This window comes from Halobacillus sp. B29 (assembly GCF_052246755.1).
Classification (GTDB): domain Bacteria; phylum Bacillota; class Bacilli; order Bacillales; family Halobacillaceae; genus Halobacillus; species Halobacillus halophilus.
In genome coordinates, this window is the sequence record NZ_JBQQCM010000025.1 from 1 (window position 1) to 21,631 (window position 21,631).

Here is a 21,631-nt window from a genome sequence, read left to right on the forward strand (position 1 = left end):
CATAGTAAGCTAGCTCCTTCCGTAATGTAGCTCTGATAGGGTTTGGGTTTCTTACTTATTCCTTACCCGATTAACCTACGAATTTACGTGTAAGGAGCTAGTTTTTCGTTCATGATAACTCAGTCTTTGACTTCCGGGGTCTCATCGATCATGTTCATCCCGCAGGAGTCTTCATCATCCCCTCCGGACCTGCCCAAATCAGAAGCTCGAAACCACTTTAAATCGTAAGGAATTAGACCAGGTGATTCTGTACCTATTTTCAGGGTATAACGATGCACAATAGCCTGTTATAAAAGCATTTCATACAGATTAAGGAGAAGAACTTTCCTCTTCTGGAAGGGTCCGTTCGCAACATTATAGTGGGGTTGGTGGGGAAATGGCGAGACTCCCATGTGAGAAGGGACTAGGTGAGATCCCGCAGGGAGTGAAACGAGCGAGGAAGCTCACCGTTCCCCCATAGGAAAGCGAGTTATTTCCCCACCAACCCTTATCCATCTTACGTAACGGACATAACTATCTCGAAATCAAATCTTACACAAACGGGAGCATAACTGTGAGTTCAACTTAGAGATTTGATAGAGTCTTTAAGGAAGAGTGCAAATTCTACTGCAAAGGTTTCACATCTTGATAAATCCTCATCACTCTCAGGATAATGTTCAATTTTAAGAGAAGTAGATGCAATTACCGCCCCTGATTCCTGACATGCACTCTCCAGCTGGTTAACAGCTTCGCAGAAATGAGGATAAATGGAGTCGCCTGAACCAAAAACAGCTATAGGGACCCCGGTTAGGTCCGTTTCTGTTACATCTTCATAAAATTCTTCCACCTCGTAGGGAAGGTCCCCGTCGTTCCAAGTGTAGGAACCAAGTAATACTCCGGAATAATTCTTAAACTCATGAGGGTCTATCTCGTCAATTTCATCTAGTGTTACGTGAAAACCACAGTTTTCCAGATGAGCTTTGAGCACGTCCGCTATTTCTTCTGTATTCCCAGACATACTTGCAAATCCTATCATGATAGAATTCATAGAGAACCAGCCTTTTGCTTTTCGTTGGATCCGTTCACTAGTTGATCCCAGTAACTCAACTGAGCGGAATGATACTGAAAAAGCTCCGCATCGCGGCTATCCAGGGACTGATCCACTTTTAGTTGATGATAGTTAATGGAAAGCGCAATATCCGAGTACATATACAAATTATTCAAGTAATATTCCTCTAGGTAAGTGGAAGGAATAAAGAAGGGGTGTTTCGTGTCCGTGTGTAAAGAGACAAGCCAGCCTACTGACTCTACGTAGTGATGATCATCGCCTATATAAATTAACTCTCCTTTCTTAAAATGAAGACATTTATAGGGGGTGCCGGGACCTCTATGATAAGTGAAATCTCGTGTAACAATAAGACAATCTTTCATGTTCATTCCCCTTTATTAGAAGATGGTTAAATTATAATTGAAAATGATTATCATTGTCAATTGAATGTCTGCTTTTGGGATGTAGTCATAGGGAGGGACATGACCTCAAGTTTCATTCTTAAAGTCCAATAAAAAAAGCTGCGGGGCAGATGCTCCGCAGCTTTTGGTTAATCTATTAATCTCTGAAGAAAGCAATAACTAATCCACCTTCACCTGCATAAGTCGAGATGAGGGGACCCGTTTCCATAAACAAGCTATCTTTAGGATTATAACGTTCTTTTATATCCTCAAGAACTTTTCGGCCTCTTGCTTCATCATTACAATGGGATAAAGCAATGACTCTGTCTTCTAAGTTATGAGCATACTCACCAATCTGATCAACGAAGCGGCGGATAGATTTCTTGTTTCCGCGAACCTTTTCCGTGACTTCTACGGCTCCTTCATCATCACTGGCTTTCATAAGTAGTTTAATGTTCAATGTCTTGGCGATCGTACCCTTCATTCGATCAAGACGTCCGCCTTTTATAACATTTTCAAGCGTTTTTAGAATAAATAACGTAGTGGTTTTTTCGATACGTTCTTCCATATGAGATACCAGTGCTTCAAAATCCAGCCCTTCTTCGATTTTCTTGTTAGCTTCATGGACGAGCAGGGCTATGCCGCAGGAAGCGGTTTTTGTATTCAGCACGGCTATTTGGCGTTCCGGGTCTTCCTCGCGAAGCATGTCCATCCCCATTACAGCACTTTCGTACGTACTGCTCAGTCCCTGAGTAAGTGCGAGAACCAGAATAGGAGCGTCGCGATCTACTTCTTTATATTTTTCATAAAAGTCATTCGGACTTGGAGAAGAAGATCTTGGCAATTCTTCTGATTGTTTTAGTTTTTTATAAAAAGTAGGCAGATCAATGGTCTCACCTGTTTTATAATGTTCCTCGCCGAAATGAATATTCAAGGGTACATTTTTGATGGAATGTTGATCGTTCATGGAGTCGGGAAGGTCTCCCCCTCCATCAATCAAAAGTTGTATGGTCAATCTCTTCACCTGCTCTCAAGTAATGGTACATCTTTACTTTATTATCATTATAACAGACATCTTCTAATTACTGTTTTTGATGGGCATGCGTAATTTTGGGTTTAACTTTTTTCGTCGTACTGAAAATAAACATCATCAGTCCAAAGAGTACAATGGAGCCTCCAAGCCACTGGGACCATGTAACAGGTTCGCTCAACAGCCAATAAGCAAGAATCGCTGCACCAATCGGTTCCAGTAAAACGGCCATTGAAATCGTTGAAGTGCTGATCCAGCGCAGAGTCCAATTAAACAAGGAATGACCGAAGAAAGTCGGGATGATAGCCAGTGCAAGGAAGATTAGCCATTGCGAGCCGTTGTAACCGGTGAATGATTGATTTAAAATAAGGTTGTAAAGCAGTAAAGTAACAGAAGCTGTGCCATAGACAAGAAAAGTGTAAGTCATAAGAGAAAGACGTTTTCTTAAGTTCTGACCCAGCAGGAAGTAGCCGGTAACCATAAATGCTCCTAAAAGGGCCAGGATGTCTCCTAGAAGAGCCAAGCCGCTAATTTGAAAATCGCCCCAGCTTATAATGACACTTCCTGTTATCGTAATGACCAGGCTTAAAACCGCACCGATTGTGAAACGCTCTTTAAAGAAAATGAAAGTCCCGATAAAAGCAAAAATTGGCTGCAGCGAAACGAGAACAACCGAACTTGCAACGGAAGTGTAAGATAGGGACTGAAACCATAAGATAAAGTGAAACGCTAAAAACACCCCGGATAAACCAGCCATAATCCAATCTTTTTGATTAATTTGTTTGATTTCATCAAAATGTTTCCATAATACATAAGGGGACATAATAAGCACAGCCAGCGACAGTCGGAAAAAAGCTACAATCGATGCCGGAGCGTCACCAGCCAATTTAACAAAAATCGCTGCTGTAGATATGGATAGTACCCCTATGAATAAAATTATATATGGATGAATTGGAGGCTTATTCATTAAACCCCTCCTCTGGTAAACAACAGTTGTGCACTCATTTTATCATTCTTCGGATTGAAAAGCATAGGAGAAATGTGTAGAATTAACTGTGTTATGTATGTTATGATGAATGAATCTATTAGGCAGACACCAGAGGAGCCTCTCCCGATTTCTGTGGCGGAAGGCTTTTTTTACATGTTTATAGGCATATAAGTTATATATGATTTTATATAAAAAAGGAGTATGAAATAAGTGACAACATTTAATTCACTAGGCTTATCAAACCCAATTCTAAAATCTTTAGATGATATGGGCTTTGAAGAAACCACACCGATTCAAGAACAAACAATACCTCTAGGGCTGGAAGGCAAAGACGTGATCGGTCAAGCTCAGACAGGTACAGGTAAAACAGCAGCATTCGGTATTCCGATGCTTGAGAAAATTGACAAGCAGGTCAAATCCGTTCAAGGATTGATCGTAGCTCCAACTCGTGAGCTGGCTATCCAGGTCGCAGAAGAGATGAACCGCCTTGGTAAAGTTAAAGGAGTTCGCGCACTACCAATTTATGGTGGGTCGAACATGGAACGCCAAATCCGGTCTCTTAAGACAAATCAAATTGTCGTAGCTACACCGGGACGTTTGCTTGACCATATTCGCCGTAAAACTATAAAGCTTCAAAATGTACACACGGCTGTACTGGATGAAGCAGACGAAATGCTGAACATGGGCTTCATCGAGGATATTCGTGATATCCTGAAAGCTCTTCCTGAAGAGCGTCAGACGTTGCTTTTCTCAGCTACGATGCCTAAGGAAATTCGTGATATCGCGACAACCTTAATGAATAACCCTGAAGAAGTAAAAGTTAAATCCAAAGAAATGACCGTTGAAAATATCGAGCAATACTTTGTGGAGATCCCTGAGAAACACAAATTTGACACATTGACTCGCCTGCTTGATATTCACGACCCTGCTCTTGCCATTGTATTCGGTCGTACGAAGCGCCGTGTAGATGAGGTAGCGGACGGTTTACAAGCGCGTGGATTCAGCGCAGAAGGAATCCACGGAGACCTGACTCAAGGTAAGCGTATGTCTACGTTGAACAAGTTCAAGCGTGGACGTATTGAAATTCTGGTAGCTACAGACGTAGCCGCTCGTGGTCTGGATATTTCTGAAGTATCACATGTGTATAACTTCGATATCCCTCAAGATCCTGAAAGCTATGTTCACCGCATTGGGCGTACAGGTCGTGCGGGACGTAAGGGTGAGTCTATTTCTTTCGTAACACCACGTGAGAAAGACCAGCTTAATTTGATTGAGAAGCTTACGAAGAAAAAAGTAGAGCGTCTTAAAGTTCCTTCTTCTGAAGAAGCTTCCCGCGGCCAGCAAAAAGTAGCGGTAGAAAAGCTTGTAGAATCTCTTGGTGCAAACGACCTTAAGAATTACAAGCATTCAGCTAACGAATTGCTTGAGCAATATGATTCTTCTGATATCATAGCGGCAGCTCTTAAGATGATGACGAAAGAGCGCAGCGAAGTACCTGTCAGCTTGACTTCCGTACAGCCGATCAGCGTGAAAAATGCTCAGCGCAGTAAAGGTAAGAAGAATTATGGTAAAGGCGGAAACCGCAATTACAACTCGAAGAATAAATCCCGCAACCGTAACTTCAACGGAAAAGGCGGCAAGCGTGGTTACCAGAACAAAGGACGTAACTCAAACGCTAAATAAATCATAAAGAAAAAAGGTCAGACCCATTGAGGTCTGGCCTTTTTTTAGTGAAAAACTCATTTCATCCTCCGTTGTAGTTTTTCACATTTAGGATATTCTACTAAATGGCCGGATTGTGGAAGACTCAGTTTCGAGATATTGGTTTGCCGTGAAGGTCCTACGGGGGACGATTTCGCTTTCCGTGGGCATGTGCTGAGCCTCCTCAAGCTTCGCTTTCCGGGGTCTCACCGATCATGTTTATCCCACAGGAGTCTTCATCGTCCCCCTCCGGACCTTGCCAAAACAGAATTTCAAAACCACTTCAAACATCACCTGCGTGATGAGGGATGAGACCATGTGGTTTCGTACCTATTTTAGGATGTAACGATGCACAATAGCCTGTCATAAAAGCATTTCATGCAGATTAAGGAGAAGACCGTTCCTCTTCTGGAAAGGTCCGTTCACTAGATATCGTTGGGGTGGCGGAGGAAACGACGAGACTCCCGCGGGAGAAGGAGCTAGGCGAGACCCCACAAGGAGTGGTAACGACTTAGGAGGCTTGCCAGTTCCCCCGCAGGAAAGCGAGTTGTTTCCGTAGCCGCCCCATTCTTTTTTTGGCAATGGACCCGAGTTATCTCGAAACTGAGTCTTACAGAAAAGGGAGCTTATCTGGAACAAGCAACTAGTTAAAGGATCATTGTAAAAAAAGCCTCTCCTTAGTCAGGAGAGGCTTTATGGTTAAGAAAACAGCCCTCGTTTATAGTACTCGGCTGAACAGGGCTACTGCTACAAGAAAAATAATTACAAACCAGAATGCGTAACCACCGTATTTTTTCCAAGGGAAGCGCCGCTTCTTCCAGCGGTTAGGATTAAAAGAAATATCCCCGCTTGACTGACTTGAAGTACGGGCGCGCTGCTGCCAAATCGAAAATGGTCTTGCGTTTCGGAGGATGGTTGGAGCAATAGCAAACCCGCCAATCAATCCAAACAAATGGCCAAGTACATTGATATTCGGTCGTGTAAATGTCATGAACAAACCTAATATAAAAATAACCATGACGATCTGTGAGTTGGCCTGGTCGATTAGGTGCTTGCGGAAAAGTACCATAAAGACGTAGACACCAAAAATTCCAAAGATGGCACCGGAAGCGCCTAAATGCTGGTAATAAGCGTCTGGATTTACAATGAAAGTTCCAAGGTTCCCTGCGATCCCTGCGAACAAATACATAAACATAAATTTAAACTTGCCAAGAATCTGTTCAAGGGCCGGGCCAAATAAGACAAGTGAAAAGGAATTAAATAATGCATGAGCAAACCCTGCATGCAGAAAAATTGGGGTGACAAGCCGCCAATATTCTCCTTCCAGGATTAAGATGTTAACTCCAATTCCAAAGCGGAGGAGGTCCAATGCGAATCCGAATTGGAGAAAATCGATTAATATCCACAACAAGAGATGAATACCAACAAGTGTGGAAACAATGGGATAGAATTTGAGAAATTCTTTGAAGCTTTCTGTTCTGACAAACATAGGGGCTATTCTCCTTTTAGTTGCGTTCCTACTATCATACTATGACGGGCCGGGAATCTCATATCCATTTTTATCGGCATGAAATTCGGGTATACTGTTACTACTTCAGTTGAAAAGGAAGATCTTATGTGATCAGAGGTATTGGAATTGACATCATTGAAATGGATCGTATTAAACAAAGTATAAAGCGAAAGCCTCGACTTATTCAAAGAATTTTAACGGAGCGAGAGTACCAGCGTTTTAAAGATTTGAATGAACGGCGGCAGACTGAATATGCAGCCGGACGATTTGCGGCTAAAGAAGCCCTGGCTAAATCTCTGGGGACAGGTATTGGTTCTTTGAGTTTTCAGCATATTGAAGTTTTATCTGATGGCAAAGGAGCCCCGTCTATGAAGGTTCAGGGTTTTGAAAATCTGCACATATGGTTGTCGATCAGCCACAGCACTACGCACGCTGTCGCTCAAGTCGTGTTAGAAGAGAGATAAGAGCGGTAATAGATCTGACATATTTACATAGTTTGTCTCATAACATTGTAATGCGGGTAGGAGGGAACTTTTTGGATATTGTAACCGCACAAGAAATGTACGAAAGGGATCGGGTGGCTATTGAGTCCACTGGGATTGATGGAAAGATGTTAATGGAGAGCGCCGGTCGTGCGGCAGCTGAGGATTTGGAGCATAGAATTAAGCGTAAAGATCAGGTGATTGTGCTCATAGGATCTGGAAATAATGGCGGAGACGGTTTCGTCATTGCGCGGACGCTTCTGAACAGAGGCTACAAGGTGGAAGCCTGGCAGGTCGTTCCTGATGAAAAAATCTCAGGGGACGCGGAAGCCCATCGGGATATTTTTAAAAACTCAGGGTTTGAGCTGAAGAAATTTTCCCTTATGGAAGAATTCCTGCCTTCCCTATATCAGGCATCCGTGATTATTGATGCGATGCTTGGGATTGGTATAGAAGGACGTCTGAGGTCCCCTTTAGCCGAAATTGTTGAAAAAGCAAATGAGCATAAAGCGCTTAGACTAGCGATAGATCTTCCGACAGGTCTTCCAGCCGGAGAAGGTGTCGATAATTTTGATGCATTCAATGCTGACTACACGACCATTATAGCGACTCCAAAAATAAGTGTTTTTCTGCAGCACACTAGTCCATATTACGGAGAGTGGAGTGTCGTAGAAATTGGACTTCCTGTAAAAAAACTTCCGGAAGTTAAGCGGTTTTTATGGAGTGTGGAGGATGTTGAGCAGAATTTGCCCCAACGAGATAGTCATTCTCATAAAGGCAGTCATGGGAAAGGTGTAATGGCAGGAGGTTCCTATTTTATGCCGGGATCTATTGCTATGGCGGCAAGAGCGGCGTTAAGAAGTGGGACGGGTCTGCTTACCATTGCAACAGCTGAAAGTATTATTCCTTCCGTTACTTCTTATGTCCAGGAAGCAACTTTTTCCGGATTGGAAGAGGAAGAAGGAATGATCACCGGACAAGCGATCCCTGAATTATCAAAGTATGACGGGGCTGCGATTGGTATGGGTCTTGGACGTCATGAAGAAGCTGCAGGACTAGTATTGCATATGCTTCAAGAATGTAAAGGTCCTTTATTAATTGATGCAGATGGTCTTTATGTGCTGAAACCTATGCTTGCCGCTTTAAAAAACAGGAGCCTGCCTACGGTTGTAACCCCTCATCCTGGAGAATTTGCTTATCTTGCGGGTATATCTATTCAAGAAATTCTGCAATCCCCTTTTCGAATAAGTCGAGAATTCGCTTCTGAATACGGAGTGTATCTCGTCCTGAAAGGTCCTTACACCATTATTACTGCTCCAGATGGCGAGCAGCGGGTCGATATGACCGGTAATGCCGGTCTTGCGAAAGGCGGAAGTGGAGACGTTCTGTCTGGTATTCTATTTGGAATGATGCTTCAGTCAGATAATATTCTCGATGCCTTAAGTAATGGCTGTGTCATTCATGGTTCGACCGCTGATTATTTGATTCAGGAGGAACATTCGAAGACTGATCTTCTCGCTTCGGATTTGGTTGAAGGTTTATCCCATACCTTTCGTACATTTTCTGCGTCATCCAAAGCATAACGTTCCCTTTGTCCTTCAGTAGAGACAAAGGAGTTGAGTCTTATGCAAAGACGTTTTCTCATCATATTGTTCACCATGCTGGTTCTTGGAGCGTTAACCGCTTGTGGCTCGCAATCAAAAGAGGATGTTATGAAGAAGCTCGAAAAACAATCAGAAGAAATGGCTGGATATAAGACAGAGGCCAATATGAAGATGCGTACAGGAGAAGAGGAGCAGAAATACCATATCCAAGTCTGGCATAAGAAGGACGATTTCTATCGCGTAAAGCTTGAAAATGATCAGGATGAAAAAGGTAGCCAGATCATCTTGAAAAACGATAGCGGAGTCTATGTCTTAACCCCGGCTCTGAATAAGAGCTTTAAGTTCCAGAGTGAGTGGCCGCAAAATACAAGCCAGCCTTACCTTTATGCTTCTTTACTGAAAGATATTCAGGCCGATGGAGATGCGGAGTTCAGCGCTACTGAAAATCATTTTAAATTTAAGACCAAAACAAACTATCAGAACAATAAAACATTACCTTACCAGGAGATTTATTTCGATAAAAAGTCCTACCAGCCTGTGATGGTCAAGGTATTTGATCAAGATATGAATGCTCTGGTAGAAGTCCAGTTTGCTAATTTCGCAAAAGATGAATCCTTGAAGAAAGAAGATTTCGACGTAGATAAGAATATGGCTATGGCTCCTTCTGAAGTGCCGGTAGCAAGTATGGAAGGAACCGAAATGGGAGAAGTTCTTTATCCTCAGGAAACGTATGGGGCAGATCTTGCTGAAGAGCAGGAAGTTAAGACAGAGGATGGCAAGCGGGTTATTATGACATATGGCGGAGATAAGAGTTTTACTCTTATTCAAGAAAAAGCAGAGGTGCAGCCCGCAAGTGCCCAATATTCTGTGCAGGTAAACGGAGAGCCTGTCCAGTTGGCTGATGGTGTTATTGGAGCGATGGAAAATAATCGTCTGGAGTGGAGCCAGAATGGTACAACGTATCAGCTGGCAAGCAATGACTTAACGCAAGCTGAAATGGTTTCAGTGGCAAGCTCCATTAATAGTACAGCAGTGAAATAACCTTGGAAGGAGCAGGCTTAACGGTCTGCTTTTATTTTTACTTTCAGCTGGAGGAACGCCATTGACAGGGGAACCCGCACGTTCAATAATAGAAAGATATGGAACGAAAGAGGAGGGGACCCTGTGTCAATAGAAACTTTTTATCGAGATTCCTGGGCGGAAGTGGATCTGTCCAAGATTGATTATAATATCCGGCAGTTACAGGGGCGCCTTCCAGCTGGAACTGAAATCTATGCGGTTGTAAAAGCCAATGCGTATGGACATGGGGATATCCAGGTTGCTCATCAGGCGTTGAGGTCTGGTGCAAAGGCTCTTGCTGTTTCTCTTTTAGATGAAGCAATCCGTCTTCGGGAAGCTGGAATAGAAGCCCCTATATTAGTAATGGGATGGACTCGGCCGGAAGACGCTGTAACTGCTTCAGAATACAGGGTTTCGGTTACCGTTTTTCAAAAGGAATGGATGGAAAAAGTGCAACATTTTCAATTTGAAAAACCGCTGAAGCTGCATATGAAATGGGATACAGGAATGGGCAGAATTGGAGTTCGCACGATTAAGGAAATGGATGATATTCTCGACCATTTACGAAATAACCCGAGCTTCGAATTAGAAGCGGTGTTCACTCATTTCGCGACGGCGGATGAAGAGGAAACAGGATATTTTGAAGAACAGGAACGGCGGTTTGTGCATCTATTTTCTCATTTTGAAAAGGTTTGGCAGGAAAACGTCGAAATCCATACAGGGAATAGTGCGGCCAGTATGAGATTTCCAGACCGAATGAAGAACTTTGTCCGGTTTGGAATTAGTATGTATGGCTTGTATCCGTCAGATGTGGTTAAAGAAGAGCGTCCTATCGCTTTAGAACCTGCCTTTTCCCTGCAGAGCCGTTTAATTCATGTGAAAAAAATGGACGCAGGAGAGGCGGTCAGTTATGGAGCAACTTATCATACCCAAAAAGAAGAATGGATAGGTACTATTCCTCTTGGTTATGCTGACGGATGGATACGGAAATTACAGGGGATGGAAGTACTGGTTGACGGCAAACGTCACCCGATCGTCGGAAGGATCTGTATGGATCAATTTATGATTCGTCTTGATCAGGAATATCCTTTGGGCACAAAGGTTACCTTAATTGGTAAACAGGGGGCTCACGAGATTACCACGGATGAAGTGGCGGATTATCTTGAAACCATCAATTATGAAATACCCTGTATGATCAGCTACAGGGTTCCGAGAATGTTTTTTGAAAACGGCCATATGGTGGAAGTAGATAATCCTCTATAAAAAACGGGTCCAGGTGTGAGACAATCCTCCCTATGTTTGGATGCAACACAGCACATTTCACGAAAAAATTCCAACATGCCTTTGCAATAGACACTCCCCTTTGATAAGATTAGAGTGGAATTATTGACTGGTTTTCTTTCTGAGAGAAGATGGTGGAGGTGTATGGTTTTGTCCGATAGCATGCAGGAGATTGTCATCCGGATTCCGGATAACCTACTCAATGAAGTGGACGGCTTTATTCAACTCGAAAATAGTGATCGGAGCGATTTCATGTGTCAAGCAACTAAAATGTATTTGCGTGAGAAGAAACAGCGTCATGTCAGAGAATCCATGCGAAGAGGCTACATGGAAATGGCGAAAATAAATTTAAACATCGCTTCAGAAATGTTTCAAGCTGAAGAGGAGGCAGAACACACCCTGGAGCAATTAGTGGGCGGGGTGTGAAGCCAGTGATAGTCAAACGAGGAGACGTTTATTTCGCTGATTTGTCCCCGGTAGTGGGATCAGAGCAAGGCGGGGTTCGTCCTGTACTCATCCTTCAAAATGATATCGGTAATCGTTTTAGCCCTACAGTTATCGTAGCTGCAATTACAGCGCAAATACAAAAAGCCAAACTTCCCACACACGTAGAAATCAATGCAGAAAAATATGGGTTCGAACGAAATTCTGTGATCCTATTGGAACAAATCAGAACGATTGATAAACAGCGTTTGACCGACAAGATTACTCAACTGGACGACGCAATGATGCTGGAAGTCAACAAAGCGCTGCAGATCAGCCTTGGATTAATTGATTTCTGATTACAACAGAGCATAAGGAAAAAAACGATTGTTTTTTCCTTAGATAAAGTTACCTGCGTGAGGTAGCTTTATTTTTTTTTATTGTGTAGTTTATAATAGAAATATGATGAACAATTCTTGTAACTTATTATTTTAGCATTCATTTCCACAACGTATTAGTATGATGTTACCTTGATTTTTGGTAACATTATATCTGAATATTATTAGAGCGTTTCCTAATGATTACTGAATAGGGTTCCGAGGCGGAGGTTTAGATAATGGACGAGAAATTAAAGAATGTCGTGTTAGAACACAGCGACGATATTGTAAAAATGTGGCTGGAGGAAATTGATACTCACAAGAAGAATGATTATACATCGACAATTTCTGAAGAAATGTTCGAGAGTACAAATCGTGAATTTGTGAACGTCATTTTTTCCAGTATTGAAAAGAAGGGCCTCTCTTCAGATTTAGATGATTTTTCAGAACGATTAATTAACCTGGGGTGGCCACTTAGCTATCTTACAGATGGAATGCAGGTCTTCAGGCGTGTTGTAACGGGATATATTTTACAGCAGTCCGAAAAAATCGATTCGGATTATTTTTCGAAAGTGTTAAGGGAAGTTGATGACTGGGTGGATCCGATTATCAACCGTTTAGTAAATGAATATTCCGGCAGCTGGGAACACATTGTATCCCTGCAGCGGGTAGCTCTGCAGGAACTATCAGCACCATTGATACCTGTCATGGAAAACATCACGATTATGCCGCTTATAGGAACGATTGATACGGAACGGGCCAAGCAGATTATGGAGAACCTTTTAGATGGAGTTATTAAACACAATGCTGAGGTTGTTTTAATTGATATTACGGGAGTGCCTGTCGTTGATACAATGGTAGCCCATCATATTATTCAAGCTGCAGAAGCTGTCCGTTTAATTGGCTCCCGGTGTATATTAGTAGGCATACGTCCTGAAATTGCTCAAACGATTGTGAATCTAGGAATTGATCTTGGGAAATTCCCGACAAAAAGTTCACTTCGTAAAGGATTCCAAACAGCACTCGAATTAACGAATCGCCGCATAGAAGAAACTCAGAATAATGACAAAGATATTGAAAGATTAATCGATTCGCTAGACAGGGAGTGAACAAATTGAGAATTCCTATATTAAAGTTACACAACTATTTACTGATCTCCATTCAAATCGATTTGGATGATCAGACAGCTATACAATTTCAAGAAGATCTATTAAGTAAAATTCATGAAAGCGGTGCTTCCGGTGTTGTCATCGATTTAACTTCCGTTGACATCATTGATTCATTCATCGCGAAAGTCCTGGGAGATGTGGTCACGATGTCCGATTTAATGGGTGCCAAAGTGGTGCTTACGGGTATTCAGCCAGCTGTGGCCATGACTCTGATTGATTTAGGGATACACTTGCAGGATGTCCCTACCGCTTTAGATTTAGAACAAGGATTGATTAAACTTCGTCAGGAATTGGAGGAGTAGCCCATGGACTTCCAATCCTGTGTGAATATAAAAAAGGAGTGGGACATTGTAGGGGCACGTCAACTTGGTCGGGACATTGCCAGAAAAATTGGGTTTGGCACAGTCGATCAGGCGCGGATCGCCACTGCTATATCAGAGTTAGCAAGGAATATTTATTTGTATGCTGGAACAGGTAAAGTCTGCTTTGAAACTCTTGAAGATATGAATCAAAAAGGAATCAGGATTCTGGCTATAGACAGTGGTCCTGGTATTAAAGAGCTCAGTCAGGTGATGGAAGACGGTTTTTCTACATCTGGCGGGCTCGGTGCAGGCCTTCCGGGTGTGAAGCGTCTAATGGACGATTTCGATATTACATCCGAAGAAGGAAAAGGGACTGAAATTACAGTCATTAAATGGCTCCGTTAAAGGAGGATTAGATAATGAGTACACTGAAGCTTGATCTAGAAAATTATAAAGAACTTCTACAGGAATATATCAAAACACAAGATGAACAAGCTCTGTATCAGGCAGAGCAGTTCAGTAAGCAGTCTATGCAGCAAAACATTTCACCTGAAGAAATTATAAATGTGCATATTCAATCCTTACAGGAACTATACCCGGAAATGCCGGATTACATTCAGGCATCAATGAATTTTCTCTTAGAAACTATGATTTCTTATGGACTGGCTTATCAAGAACATCAATCGCTGCGTGAAAAACAGCTGGAGCTTAAGTCCGAAATTTCTGTAGCCGCTAATATGCAAAAAACCTTATTGTCTACTGTTAAACCGGATTTGGAAGAGGTAGACATCGGAGCTTTAAGTGTACCTGCTAAACAGATGAATGGAGATTACCACCATTTTGTTCAGGATGGCAAAGGTTCTCTCGGAATAGCTGTTGCGGATGTTATCGGAAAAGGGGTACCTGCAGCTTTGTGTATGTCTATGATCAAATATTCAATGGACAGCTATCCGGAAATGCGTATGGATCCAAGTGTGATTCTGGGCAGTTTGAATCGCGTCGTTGAGAGAAATGTGGATGCGAGTATGTTTATTACAATGTTTTATGGACTCTATAATTCTAATACGCACACTTTCTCTTATTCTTCTGCGGGGCATGAGCCTGGTTTTTATTACTATAGTGATCGGGATGAATTCGAGGAAATTGATGTGCCTGGACTTGTGCTAGGGGTGTCGCCGGAAACAAGCTACACACAGTATGAAAAGAAAGTAGAAAAAGGCGATATGATTGTCCTTCTCACAGACGGAGTAACGGAGTGCAGGCAGGGAGACCGTTTTATTGAGCAGGAAGAAATTCTTCACGTTATCAAACAATATTCCCATTTGCCGGCTCAGGAAACGGTAGAGAATGTGTACAAGCATTTTGAACGTCTTCAGGACTTTCATCTGCGTGATGATTTCACCCTGATCATTTTAAAAAGGAATGTTTAGTCCACAAATGAAACGGGTATTTACCGTTTGATGGACTTTTACAGGAATATTAGGAGGACTTTTAGATGAACCTAACGATAGATGTTACGAATAAAGAAAATGTCGCTTACGTTGTACTTTCGGGAGAGGTGGATGCATTTACGGCGCCGAAGCTAAAGGATGCTTTATTGCCTCTAACGAAAGAAGAAGGTCAGACTGTGGAAGTTGATCTGCAGCATGTGAATTACATGGATTCTACAGGTCTCGGTGTCTTTATAAGCGCCTTAAAATCTACAAAAGAATACAACACTGATTTGAAATTGGTACAAATGCAGGAGCGTGTGTACCGTTTGTTTAAAATTACCGGTCTTACAGAGATTATGAATATAGATTCTACAGTACAAGGTGGAATGCAATAATGGAACCATTTGATTTTGTTGAAATAAAGGTCCCTGCCAAAGCGGAGTATATCGGCGTGGTACGTTTAAGCATTTCTGGCATCGCCAACCGTATGGGTTTTACCTATGAAGATATTGAAGATTTAAAAGTAGCCATCTCTGAAGCCATTACGAATGCTGTTAAACACGGCTATAATGAAACGGGTGAAGGAGAAATCACCATCGGTTTTGGTGTGTATGATGACCGTCTTGAAGTAATGGTTGCAGACCACGGCGGCAGCTTTAACCTTGGAGATATTAAGCAGGATATCGGTCCTTACAAACAAGATGACAATATTGAAGAACTCCGTGAGGGTGGCTTCGGTTTGTTCTTGATCGATGCCCTTATGGATAAAGTTGAAATTAATAGTAAATATGGAGTGATTGTACTAATGACGAAATATCTCCATGAAGCTGAGGTGGGTCAGAATGGCGACCAGATCTCAACATCACAATGATGAAGTATATGAATGGATAGAGCATTTACAAGAACACCCTACTGATGAAGCAGTGCAGGAGAAGATTGTTCTTGTCTATAAAGACCTTGTGGAATCCATTGCACGCAAGTATTCAAAGAACAGCACCATCCACGAAGACCTGGTGCAGGTTGGAATGCTGGGTCTTTTAGCGGCTATTCGCCGGTATGACCCTTCTTTTGGAAAGTCTTTTGAATCTTTTGCTATCCCTACGATCATCGGAGAGATTAAACGATTTATCCGTGACAAAACGTGGAGTGTACATGTTCCCCGTCGAATTAAAGAGCTTGGCCCTAAAATTAAAAAAGCGGCCGAAGAACTCACCAATACTCTTCAGCGATCCCCGTCCGTGATTGAAATAGCGGACCATCTGGAAGTGTCAGAAGAGGATGTCCTGGAAACGATGGAAATGGGTAAAAGCTACAAAGCTTTATCGGTCGATCGTAAAATTGAAGCAGATTCTGATGGGAGTACGGTAACGATCCTTGACCTTATAGGCAATCAGGAAGATGGATATTCTCAAATTGATCAGCAGATGCTTCTTGAGAAAGTCCTTCCTATCCTAAGTGAACGGGAACAGGAAATTCTTCAGTGCACGTACTTTGAGAATATGAGCCAAAAGGATACAGGAGAAAAACTGGGGATTTCCCAGATGCACGTTTCTCGTCTTCAACGACGTGCTCTTCGCAAACTAAGGGAAGCCTTGCAAGCTGAATCGGTAGAGGCCTTCTAGTGGAAGAGCAGTACAAGCATGTCCGTCTATCCATTTATCAAAAAGCGAAAAAAGGCAACTACTATTGCGGAGATAGTTACTTTTATAAAGAAACTGAAGATGCTTTCATATGTGCTTTAGCTGATGGATTGGGCAGTGGAGAAATGGCTCATGAATCTTCTAAAGCCGTTATGAATGTCATTGAAGAACACACGGATTTAACTATTGAAGCCCTGGTTCGTAAATGTAATGAAGTGTTAGTAGGTAAACGAGGAGTCGTTCTTGGCATACTTAGAATAGACTTTACTGCTAAAACATATTCATACTCTTCCATTGGGAATATTGGAGTCATTATTATTGAACCGGATGGCAGAAGACATCGCAATATTCCATTGGCCGGTTATTTAGCCGGGTTCACTCGTAAGTTAAGAGTATCCAGAGGAGAGATCAGCCCAGGTATGATCTTTTTGCTTTTTTCGGATGGAGTAAATGACCGCCGATTAACATCTAAATATATCTCCACAAATAATGTGAATGATATTACTGATCAATATAAAGAACTTTATGGACAAGCCAGAGAAGATGATACCACTTTAATTGCCATGGAGTATGTATAAGGTCTTATTCTTATTAAAAGAGAATAAGGCCTTTTTTAATAGCTTAAAAAGAGAAACGATGGTCTCGCGTTCTTCTGACGGACCATCCAAGAATTTGATACAATACAAAGTAGATGTTTGTGAAGGAGGACTTTTTTTGAGTGAAATAGAACAGAAGCCTGAGTTGATGAGCATGGTTGCTCAGCAGACCAGTATCAAGGAGTCATCGGTTAAGCAAGTTATAGAATTACTGAATGAAGGAAATACCGTGCCTTTCATTGCCCGCTATAGAAAAGAATTAACGGGTGGATTAGATGAAGTACAAATTAAATCAATAGAAGATCAGTGGAGTTATGTAAAAAATCTGACCCAAAGAAAAGAAGAAGTCATTCGGTTAATCGATGAGCAGGATAAATTAACTGAAGAATTACAAAGAGAAATTCAGCAAGCGACTCAGCTTCAAAAAGTTGAGGACCTATACCGTCCTTATAAACAGAAGCGAAGAACAAGAGCCACGATTGCGAAGGAAAAAGGTTTGGAACCTCTTGCTTTGCGAGTGTGGGAGCAACAAGATATGGACTTCTCTAAAGAAGCGCCATCCTACTTTTCTGCAGAACACGAAATGGAAAGTGAAGAAGAGGTAGAAGCTGGTGTAAATGATATTATTGCCGAATGGATTTCGGATGACCCAGCCTATCGGGACCAAATAAGGAAACAGACCTTTCAAAAAGGGACAATCCAATCATCTGGGAAAAACGCAGATAAGGATGAAAAAAATATATTCGAAATGTACTACGAATATCAGGAACCTGTAAGGTCGATCGTTTCCCACCGTATTTTAGCGTTAAATCGTGGGGAGAAGGAAGGCGTGTTAAAAGTAGGAGTGCAGCCTCCTGAAGAATCCATTGTTGGTTACATAGAAAGAAAAGTGATCAAGAATTCTACTTCAGGCAAACTACGGGAAATTTTAACGGAAGCCATTCAGGATAGTTATAAGCGATTAATTCAACCCTCCATAGAAAGAGAAATCAGGAATTCACTCTCTGAAAGCGCAGAAGAGCAGGCGATTGAAGTGTTTTCCAGTAACCTCCGAAGTTTATTACTGCAGCCACCGCTAAAAGGAAAAGTTGTGTTAGGAGTGGATCCTGCCTACCGTACCGGGTGCAAGTTGGCGGTTATTGATGAAACCGGAAAAGTACTTGATATTGCCGTTATTTATCCAACAGCACCCAAAAATGATACGGCTGGGGCAGAAAAAAAAATACTGTCGTTTATGAAGAAATACCCGATTGAACTCATGGCGATTGGTAATGGCACGGCTTCCAGAGAAACAGAACAATTCATTGCGGATATGATTCAAAAACATAACCTGGATGCTTCTTATATGATCGTGAACGAAGCGGGAGCCAGTGTGTATTCTGCTTCCAAGTTAGCACGGGAAGAGTTCCCTGATCTGCAAGTCGAAGAAAGAAGTGCTGTATCTATAGCCCGAAGAGTTCAGGACCCATTAGCTGAACTGGTAAAAATTGATCCGAAATCCATTGGAGTCGGTCAGTACCAGCATGATGTCACTCAGAAGAAATTAAATGGATCATTGACGTTCGTGGTAGAAACTGTAGTTAACCAGGTAGGAGTAAACGTTAATACAGCTTCTTCTTCTTTACTGCAATACGTATCAGGTCTTAGTAAAGCTGTAGCCAATAATGTAGTGAAGAAGCGAGAAGAAATCGGGAAGTTTACGAAACGTTCGGAGCTTAAGGATATTCCAAGGCTTGGGGCCAAGACGTATGAACAGAGTATTGGATTTTTACGAATTCTGGATGGAAAAGAACCATTGGATCGTACACCTATTCATCCGGAAAGCTATCGTTCAGCCCGCTCACTTTTGAAAATGGTCGGTGCTACTGTTGAAGATTTAGGCAGTGCAGAAATTGCAGAGAAGCTGAAGGCAATGGATGTAAAACAAACGGCTGATGAACTGGACCTCGGCACGATGACCTTTGAGGACATTAGGAAATCACTCGTTCAGCCTGGACGTGACCCGAGGGATGACTTGCCAAAACCACTGCTGAAAACGAATGTACTCTCTATGGAAGATCTTGAACAAGGTATGGAGCTTGAGGGGACGATTAGAAACGTAGTGGATTTTGGGGCTTTTGTAGATATAGGAGTAAAACAGGATGGGCTTGTCCATATTTCCAAGCTTTCAAATAAGTTTGTTAAACACCCAATGGACGTTGTTTCTGTAGGAGATGTGGTAACGGTGTGGGTAGAGCAGGTGGATACCCAAAAACAACGAATCGCTCTTACGATGATGCCTCAATCATAAGGATTCCTATAGATACCTGGGAGGAGACTTTCCTTCTGGGTACTCTTTTATTTATAGAGGTGTTGGTAATAGTACCAGCACTGGTTCAGCATTTTAATTTGATATTTATCTTTATTAGCGAAAGCTCTAGCCATCTGATTTTTTAACCATGCGGGCATAGATATCTACTCCTTTGTATTCATCTTTTTTGAGACTTATGATAAAGTATGCTAAAAAGCTGGGAGGTGTTCCTGTATGATGATAACAAATAAAGAATTACAGCACTGGACAGAAGAAATTTCCCTTACCGATTTTCAAAAGCCTTACGTAGATAAAGTCGAATTTAATTCAAGGCTTAGAACCACAGGAGGCAGGTATATCCCTTCTAAAAGAGTGATCGAACTAAACCCTAAGTATTTGGATGAATTGGGGGAGGAAGAGTTTAAGGGCATCATTAAACATGAGCTGTGTCATTATCATTTGCATATCGAGGGTAAAGGATACAAGCATGGGGACCGCGAGTTTAAAGAACTTCTGAAAACCACGAACTCTCCAAGATTCTGTAAAGCCTTGCCATCTCAAAAGCAGAAGCAGGCAGCGTTACATTATTATACGTGCACCTCATGCGGTCTGGAATATACGAGAAAGAGAAGAGTAAATACGAAAAGGTATGGTTGCGGAAAATGCAGGGGAAAACTTAAAAAGAAGTAAAAAATCCATTGACGGATTATTAAGTGCGTGTTAAATTAAATAAGCCTTATCAAAACAACACCCGAAACAAGAAAAAGAAACAATTTTTTTGTGGAAAAGGGTTTGACATTATCAGCTAGATATTATATTATATAAAACGTCGCTGATTACGAAGTTGTTTTTAGGACAAGCGAGCGAATTCAATGTTTTTCATTATTCCAACGTAGCTCAGTGGTAGAGCAATCGGCTGTTAACCGATCGGTCGTAGGTTCGAATCCTACCGTTGGAGCCATTACGGAGAAGTACTCAAGTGGCTGAAGAGGCGCCCCTGCTAAGGGTGTAGGTCGCGCAAGCGGCGCGAGGGTTCAAATCCCTCCTTCTCCGCCATTACTTATTTTGTGATGGCCCGTTGGTCAAGTGGTTAAGACACCGCCCTTTCACGGCGGTAACACGGGTTCGAATCCCGTACGGGTCACTTATTTACATAGGTCCGGTAGTTCAGTTGGTTAGAATGCCTGCCTGTCACGCAGGAGGTCGCGGGTTCGAGTCCCGTCCGGACCGCCACTTTAATGTTTGGGCCATAGCCAAGCGGTAAGGCAACGGTTTTTGGTACCGTCATGCGCTGGTTCGAATCCAGCTGGCCCAGCCATTTTATTTTGAAAAATGAGTTGACAAAACACATGGGACGTTATATGATAGTCCTTGTGCTTTTAAAGAAAGCTCTTTAATTTTTCATTAGAAGCTAGATTGATAACATTGCGAGCCACTAGCTCAGTCGGTAGAGCAAGCCAACTACTTGAATAGTCATCTTCGCAGGCTTGTGAGGAGTGAGACTTCTTCGGGAGAACTTGCAACACGACGAGCATCTTTCGAACTGGTAATGAAATCTTAATTAACATTGCGAGCCATTAGCTCAGTTGGTAGAGCATCTGACTTTTAATCAGAGGGTCGAAGGTTCGAATCCTTCATGGCTCACCATTTATTAACGCGGGTGTGGTGGAATTGGCAGACACGCTAGATTTAGGATCTAGTGCTTCACGGCGTGGGGGTTCAAGTCCCTCCACCCGCACTTTCCAATCACCATGATCAGCAGCGAATTGTCTTTACAACTTGCGGTCGTGGCGGAATCGGCAGACGCGCTAGGTTGAGGGCCTAGTGGGGGCAACCCCGTGGAGGTTCAAGTCCTCTCGGCCGCACTAAGTTTTTTAAAAAAACCCTTGCGTTAAACCGAAATGCATGTTACATTAATAAATGTCGCTTTTTTGATAAGCGCCCGTAGCTCAATTGGATAGAGCGTCTGACTACGGATCAGAAGGTTAGGGGTTCGACTCCTCTCGGGCGCGCCATTATACGGGAAGTAGCTCAGCTTGGTAGAGCACTTGGTTTGGGACCAAGGGGTCGCAGGTTCGAATCCTGTCTTCCCGACCATTTCCTAATAAGGGGCCTTAGCTCAGCTGGGAGAGCGCCTGCTTTGCACGCAGGAGGTCAGCGGTTCGATCCCGCTAGGCTCCACCAATATTTATTTTGATCTTTGAAAACTGAACGAACCAACCAGTACGTCAAGATATTCTTTCAATAAAGAAGGAATTCAAACAAGCACATTCGGTGTGCAAAGAGCTAATCAATCTCAACTTTTATGGAGAGTTTGA

At 42.4% G+C, this 21,631-nt stretch carries 23 protein-coding genes and 11 tRNA genes; 28 read left to right on the forward strand and 6 right to left on the reverse strand.

Annotated elements, in window-relative coordinates; translation table 11 throughout:
• Window positions 1-559 precede the first annotated feature (559 nt).
• The 4 genes from ACTWP7_RS20005 to ACTWP7_RS20020 all read right to left on the reverse strand — a co-directional run bounded on the left by ACTWP7_RS20005 (window position 560) and on the right by ACTWP7_RS20020 (window position 3,425).
• A complete protein-coding gene (locus ACTWP7_RS20005; RefSeq protein WP_443124689.1) occupies window positions 560-1,027 on the reverse strand; it encodes a flavodoxin in 468 nt (155 codons plus the stop codon).
• On the reverse strand, window positions 1,024-1,410 hold the full coding sequence (locus ACTWP7_RS20010) for a hypothetical protein (RefSeq protein WP_443124690.1): 387 nt from the start codon (window positions 1,408-1,410) through the stop codon (window positions 1,024-1,026). Before ACTWP7_RS20010 ends, ACTWP7_RS20005 begins: the two co-directional genes overlap by 4 nt.
• Before the next feature lie 175 nt (window positions 1,411-1,585).
• A complete protein-coding gene (locus tag ACTWP7_RS20015) occupies window positions 1,586-2,443 on the reverse strand; it encodes a DegV family protein (RefSeq protein ID WP_443124691.1) in 858 nt (285 codons plus the stop codon).
• Window positions 2,444-2,510: 67 nt separating this feature from the next.
• Window positions 2,511-3,425 carry a DMT family transporter gene (locus ACTWP7_RS20020; protein WP_443124692.1) on the reverse strand — a complete coding sequence of 305 codons (915 nt, stop codon included), beginning with the start codon at window positions 3,423-3,425 and terminating at the stop codon, window positions 2,511-2,513.
• A gap of 231 nt (window positions 3,426-3,656) precedes the next feature.
• On the opposite strand from ACTWP7_RS20020, the gene ACTWP7_RS20025 reads away from it, so the two are divergent.
• A complete protein-coding gene (locus ACTWP7_RS20025) occupies window positions 3,657-5,129 on the forward strand; it encodes a DEAD/DEAH box helicase (RefSeq protein ID WP_443124693.1) in 1,473 nt (490 codons plus the stop codon).
• A 736-nt stretch (window positions 5,130-5,865) separates the two neighbouring features.
• Here ACTWP7_RS20025 and ACTWP7_RS20030 read toward each other — a convergent pair.
• A complete protein-coding gene (locus ACTWP7_RS20030; RefSeq protein ID WP_443124694.1) occupies window positions 5,866-6,636 on the reverse strand; it encodes a rhomboid family intramembrane serine protease in 771 nt (256 codons plus the stop codon).
• A 128-nt stretch (window positions 6,637-6,764) separates the two neighbouring features.
• On the opposite strand from ACTWP7_RS20030, the gene acpS reads away from it, so the two are divergent.
• From acpS to ACTWP7_RS20105, 15 genes are all read left to right on the forward strand, one after another.
• A complete protein-coding gene (acpS, locus tag ACTWP7_RS20035; protein ID WP_089752256.1) occupies window positions 6,765-7,121 on the forward strand; it encodes a holo-ACP synthase in 357 nt (118 codons plus the stop codon).
• A 71-nt stretch (window positions 7,122-7,192) separates the two neighbouring features.
• Window positions 7,193-8,722, forward strand: coding sequence for an NAD(P)H-hydrate dehydratase (locus tag ACTWP7_RS20040; RefSeq protein WP_443124695.1), 1,530 nt, complete (start codon window positions 7,193-7,195; stop codon window positions 8,720-8,722).
• A 42-nt stretch (window positions 8,723-8,764) separates the two neighbouring features.
• Entirely contained in the window at window positions 8,765-9,784 is a 1,020-nt protein-coding gene (locus tag ACTWP7_RS20045) for a LolA family protein (RefSeq protein ID WP_443124696.1), read from the forward strand.
• A 123-nt stretch (window positions 9,785-9,907) separates the two neighbouring features.
• Window positions 9,908-11,065: an alanine racemase gene (gene alr / locus ACTWP7_RS20050; protein WP_443124697.1), complete on the forward strand. Its 1,158-nt coding sequence runs from the start codon at window positions 9,908-9,910 to the stop codon at window positions 11,063-11,065.
• A 162-nt stretch (window positions 11,066-11,227) separates the two neighbouring features.
• Entirely contained in the window at window positions 11,228-11,509 is a 282-nt protein-coding gene (locus tag ACTWP7_RS20055) for a CopG family ribbon-helix-helix protein (RefSeq protein ID WP_014641674.1), read from the forward strand.
• A gap of 5 nt (window positions 11,510-11,514) precedes the next feature.
• Complete coding sequence (locus ACTWP7_RS20060; RefSeq protein ID WP_014641675.1) at window positions 11,515-11,865, forward strand: type II toxin-antitoxin system PemK/MazF family toxin; 351 nt, start codon at window positions 11,515-11,517, stop codon at window positions 11,863-11,865.
• A 257-nt stretch (window positions 11,866-12,122) separates the two neighbouring features.
• A complete protein-coding gene (locus ACTWP7_RS20065; RefSeq protein ID WP_224895952.1) occupies window positions 12,123-12,992 on the forward strand; it encodes an RsbT co-antagonist protein RsbRA in 870 nt (289 codons plus the stop codon).
• 5 nt (window positions 12,993-12,997) lie between these two features.
• On the forward strand, window positions 12,998-13,354 hold the full coding sequence (locus tag ACTWP7_RS20070) for an STAS domain-containing protein (RefSeq protein ID WP_014641677.1): 357 nt from the start codon (window positions 12,998-13,000) through the stop codon (window positions 13,352-13,354).
• Between the two features lie 3 nt (window positions 13,355-13,357).
• A complete protein-coding gene (locus ACTWP7_RS20075) occupies window positions 13,358-13,759 on the forward strand; it encodes an anti-sigma regulatory factor (protein ID WP_014641678.1) in 402 nt (133 codons plus the stop codon).
• Between the two features lie 14 nt (window positions 13,760-13,773).
• Window positions 13,774-14,784, forward strand: a complete 1,011-nt coding sequence (locus tag ACTWP7_RS20080; RefSeq protein WP_443124698.1) for a PP2C family protein-serine/threonine phosphatase — start codon at window positions 13,774-13,776, stop codon at window positions 14,782-14,784.
• A gap of 65 nt (window positions 14,785-14,849) precedes the next feature.
• Entirely contained in the window at window positions 14,850-15,182 is a 333-nt protein-coding gene (locus ACTWP7_RS20085) for an STAS domain-containing protein (protein ID WP_443124699.1), read from the forward strand.
• On the forward strand, window positions 15,182-15,658 hold the full coding sequence (rsbW, locus tag ACTWP7_RS20090) for an anti-sigma B factor RsbW (RefSeq protein ID WP_014641681.1): 477 nt from the start codon (window positions 15,182-15,184) through the stop codon (window positions 15,656-15,658). The genes ACTWP7_RS20085 and rsbW overlap by 1 nt, the downstream gene beginning before the upstream one ends.
• The gene (sigB, locus tag ACTWP7_RS20095) at window positions 15,630-16,409 is read left to right on the forward strand and encodes an RNA polymerase sigma factor SigB (protein ID WP_014641682.1); all 780 of its coding nucleotides are present in this window, start codon (window positions 15,630-15,632) and stop codon (window positions 16,407-16,409) included. The genes rsbW and sigB overlap by 29 nt, the downstream gene beginning before the upstream one ends.
• On the forward strand, window positions 16,409-17,005 hold the full coding sequence (locus ACTWP7_RS20100; RefSeq protein ID WP_443124700.1) for a PP2C family serine/threonine-protein phosphatase: 597 nt from the start codon (window positions 16,409-16,411) through the stop codon (window positions 17,003-17,005). The genes sigB and ACTWP7_RS20100 overlap by 1 nt, the downstream gene beginning before the upstream one ends.
• A gap of 166 nt (window positions 17,006-17,171) precedes the next feature.
• Window positions 17,172-19,313 carry a Tex family protein gene (locus ACTWP7_RS20105; RefSeq protein ID WP_443124702.1) on the forward strand — a complete coding sequence of 714 codons (2,142 nt, stop codon included), beginning with the start codon at window positions 17,172-17,174 and terminating at the stop codon, window positions 19,311-19,313.
• Window positions 19,314-19,360: 47 nt separating this feature from the next.
• On the opposite strand, the gene cmpA is transcribed toward ACTWP7_RS20105, so the two are convergent.
• Window positions 19,361-19,471: a cortex morphogenetic protein CmpA gene (gene cmpA / locus ACTWP7_RS20110; protein ID WP_087946026.1), complete on the reverse strand. Its 111-nt coding sequence runs from the start codon at window positions 19,469-19,471 to the stop codon at window positions 19,361-19,363.
• 76 nt (window positions 19,472-19,547) lie between these two features.
• On the opposite strand from cmpA, the gene ACTWP7_RS20115 reads away from it, so the two are divergent.
• The 12 genes from ACTWP7_RS20115 (at window position 19,548) to ACTWP7_RS20170 (ending at window position 21,497) form a co-directional block, all read left to right on the forward strand.
• Window positions 19,548-20,003, forward strand: a complete 456-nt coding sequence (locus ACTWP7_RS20115; protein WP_443124701.1) for a SprT family protein — start codon at window positions 19,548-19,550, stop codon at window positions 20,001-20,003.
• Window positions 20,004-20,199: 196 nt separating this feature from the next.
• Window positions 20,200-20,274: transfer RNA gene (locus ACTWP7_RS20120), tRNA-Asn, on the forward strand.
• A 4-nt stretch (window positions 20,275-20,278) separates the two neighbouring features.
• Window positions 20,279-20,369: transfer RNA gene (locus ACTWP7_RS20125), tRNA-Ser, on the forward strand.
• A gap of 16 nt (window positions 20,370-20,385) precedes the next feature.
• A tRNA-Glu gene (locus tag ACTWP7_RS20130) sits at window positions 20,386-20,457 on the forward strand.
• A gap of 12 nt (window positions 20,458-20,469) precedes the next feature.
• Window positions 20,470-20,546: transfer RNA gene (locus tag ACTWP7_RS20135), tRNA-Asp, on the forward strand.
• A gap of 10 nt (window positions 20,547-20,556) precedes the next feature.
• Window positions 20,557-20,631: transfer RNA gene (locus ACTWP7_RS20140), tRNA-Gln, on the forward strand.
• A 253-nt stretch (window positions 20,632-20,884) separates the two neighbouring features.
• Window positions 20,885-20,960, forward strand: a tRNA-Lys gene (locus tag ACTWP7_RS20145).
• 9 nt (window positions 20,961-20,969) lie between these two features.
• Window positions 20,970-21,051: transfer RNA gene (locus tag ACTWP7_RS20150), tRNA-Leu, on the forward strand.
• Between the two features lie 43 nt (window positions 21,052-21,094).
• A tRNA-Leu gene (locus tag ACTWP7_RS20155) sits at window positions 21,095-21,178 on the forward strand.
• A 73-nt stretch (window positions 21,179-21,251) separates the two neighbouring features.
• Window positions 21,252-21,328 (forward strand) — tRNA-Arg (locus ACTWP7_RS20160).
• A 5-nt stretch (window positions 21,329-21,333) separates the two neighbouring features.
• A tRNA-Pro gene (locus ACTWP7_RS20165) sits at window positions 21,334-21,410 on the forward strand.
• 11 nt (window positions 21,411-21,421) lie between these two features.
• Window positions 21,422-21,497 (forward strand) — tRNA-Ala (locus ACTWP7_RS20170).
• The last annotated feature ends 134 nt before the right edge of the window (window positions 21,498-21,631 follow it).